The organism is Gemmatimonas sp. (genome assembly GCF_041689975.1).
Lineage (GTDB): Bacteria > Gemmatimonadota > Gemmatimonadetes > Gemmatimonadales > Gemmatimonadaceae > Gemmatimonas.
In genome coordinates, this window is sequence record NZ_JBDNFF010000329.1 from 1 (window position 1) to 2,694 (window position 2,694).

Consider the following 2,694-nt stretch of genomic DNA (forward strand, 5'->3'; position numbering starts at 1 on the left):
AACATGAGGAAGAACAGCGCACTGACACCGATCACGATCACGAGACGACGACGCGCCTTGTCACCCAACGCCAGCGCGGCGAGGGCGAGCGGCAGGAAGCCCATGTACTCGGTATGGAACTTGATCGGGTTGCGCCCCCAGTACTGATCGAGCACGCCGTTGAACTGCGGCAGCAACAGCGTGAAGATCTCCGACGGCGGCAACGCATAACTCGTCGCGAATTCCCAGCCGGTGTCGGGCCCACCCGCGGCGCGGGGCGAGAACGGCATGTACTCGAGGAACGGCAGCACCTGCAGCGCGGTGATACCGCACCCGACCACCACGGCCACCAACGACAAGCCGAGCGTCTTCACCGGATTCACATCGGCCGGACGCTCCGGATCGAAGAACACCAGGTACAACGCCCAGATGCCGAGCGCAATCAACAGGAAGTACGCCGGGTGGTAGTGCCCGAGCACCATCAGCGCGACCACGAACGCGAATGCGCCGTAGCACCACGTCTTCGCATGTCGGATCGCGCCGAGCAGCGTCCAGAAGGCCAGTGGTGCGATGGCGGCCACGAACAGCTTGCCATCATGTCCAGGACTCATCTGCGACGCCACGATCCCCGTCAGCTCGTACGCCACGCCCGCCACCACACTCGCATTCCACGAGAGTCCCAGCGAACGGCAGAAGCGATAGGTGAACCACCCCGTCAGCACGAAGTGAATCGCCATGCCGAGCGTGATCGCCACGTCCACCGGCATGATCCATCGCAGCCACGCAGTCGGGTAGAAAATGTCGCCGTGCATCGCCGCGATGTACGGCAGACCACCGAACAGATACGGATTCCACTGCGGGATCGCGCCGTTTGCCAAGAACGACTCGGCGCCGAACAGACGGAATGAGTAGCCGGCGATGAACATGTCGGAGCGGCTTCCACCGAACAGCATCTGTCCGGTGAGCAGCGGCCACAGCAACAGCATCGCGGCGCCGAGACAGAGCGCAAAGGCGAGCGTATGATCGAGCGCGTACGAGCGCGTCGGGCCAGCGCTCGGCGAGGTCGACAGGGTGGAGTTGGCGGAAGGCATCGGGGAAAAGTAGACCTCTGTCGAGGTCCACGCTCCGGGTTGGTCCATCCGGGTGCGCCGATCCGGGGTATGATTCTCCGTGCCCCTCCGCCGTCTCGCCATCAGCCTGTCCTTCCTGGCGCTCTCAGGCCCCTCGCTACAGAGCCAAACGCGGCCACGCCCCCAGCCCTTGGTGGGCTCGCTCGGGCCACAGGCGTTCGGACCGCCCGCCCCCACCCCCGCCCCCATTGGCGGGCTTATCACGCGCCCCTTCACGCCGGGCGTGCGTCGAAGCGGTTCCTTTCCGCTCCTGGTGGCTGATGCGCCGCTCGTCCGTGCCGGCGTCGTTGTCAGCCCGGCATCGCCAGCACCCGATCGCGCGCCACGTCGTCTCACATGGACACCGACCGCCGAGAAGCCCCGCTGGGTGATCGACTCCACGCTCACGCCAGTGCAGTTGCAGCGGGATCTGATCGTGACCGATGTGGTGTGCAATTACAGTGGAGCGTGTCACGAGCGGCGTATGCGCGTAGCGGCACGATGGGTAGCGCGCTGCGGATGTTATGCCTTCGCCGATGGGTGGAATCGCGTCTGGCGCGTGGATTAAATTCCGCGGCATGAAGACACGTCGTATCGCGGCCATCGCGTTTGCCATCGCGCTGGTCGCTTCTGTTAGCGCGCTGTGGACACCCGACGCTGACCAGGCCACTCTGCGCGCCCACTATCTCGCCACACCGCGCGACCTTCGCATGGTCGAGGGCGTCTCGTTGCACGTTCGCGACACCGGCCCGCGTACTGCTCCCGCGCTGATCCTGCTGCATGGCTTCGGGTCGAGCCTGCACACCTGGGAACCGTGGGCGCGTGAGCTCGAGAGCCAGTATCGCGTGATCCGATTCGACTTGCCCGGCAGCGGTCTCAGTGCCCCTGATCCCACCGGCGATTACACCGATACACGCAGCATGCAGCTGCTGGCCGCGCTGATGGACACGCTTGGCATTCAGCGCGCCACGGTGATCGGCAACTCGATGGGTGGACGCATCGCGTGGACCTTCGCCGCGCGCAATCCGGAACGCGTAGACAAGTTGGTGCTGATTTCGCCCGATGGGTTCGCGAGTGCCGGCTTTGAGTACGGCAAGGTCGCCAAGGTGCCCGCTTCGCTGTCGCTGATGCGCTACGTGCTGCCCAAGGCGTTGCTCCGCATGAGTCTCGAACCGGCGTACGCCGATAAACGCACCATGACGGACAGTCTGGCCGATCGCTATTACGACCTCATGCGTGCCCCAGGGGCACGCGATGCCATGTTGCAACGCATGCGCCAGACCATCCTGACCGATCCCGTTCCATTACTGCGGCAAATTCAGGCACCAACATTGCTGTTGTGGGGAGAGCAGGATGCCATGATCCCGTTCAGCAACGCCGCCGACTATCTGAAGGCATTGCCGCACGCGACGCTGGCGCCGCTGCCCAACGTGGGGCATCTCCCATTCGAGGAGACACCCGCCGCGGCGCTTGTGCCGCTCCGACGGTTTCTACGTGGCGCCTTATAGCCGGACGGTATCCGGCCTTTCTCACTGAGACATCACATGGCTCGACGCGTCGCCATCATCGGCACCGGCTGGGTAGGATCGAGCGTCGCCATCTCCAC

General features: G+C 64.6%; 3 protein-coding genes. 2 read left to right on the forward strand and 1 reads right to left on the reverse strand.

Annotation, left to right across the window (positions count from 1 at the left end; all coding sequences use genetic code 11):
* On the reverse strand, positions 1–1,070 hold a 1,070-nt coding region (locus ACESNG_RS19635), incomplete at its 3' end, for a hypothetical protein (protein WP_373070472.1).
* A gap of 79 nt (positions 1,071–1,149) precedes the next feature.
* On the opposite strand from ACESNG_RS19635, the gene ACESNG_RS19640 reads away from it, so the two are divergent.
* Together ACESNG_RS19640 and ACESNG_RS19645 are read left to right on the forward strand one after the other, a co-directional pair.
* A complete protein-coding gene (locus ACESNG_RS19640) occupies positions 1,150–1,656 on the forward strand; it encodes a hypothetical protein (RefSeq protein WP_373063197.1) in 507 nt (168 codons plus the stop codon).
* Positions 1,657–1,666: 10 nt separating this feature from the next.
* Positions 1,667–2,596, forward strand: a complete 930-nt coding sequence (locus tag ACESNG_RS19645) for an alpha/beta fold hydrolase (RefSeq protein ID WP_373070474.1) — start codon at positions 1,667–1,669, stop codon at positions 2,594–2,596.
* Positions 2,597–2,694 lie beyond the last annotated feature (98 nt).

Excerpts from the sequence above, each read along its gene's own strand:
- ACESNG_RS19645 (WP_373070474.1), top strand. The coding sequence starts at position 1,667 with ATGAAGACACGTCGTATCGCGGCCATCGCGTTTGCCATCGCGCTGGTC.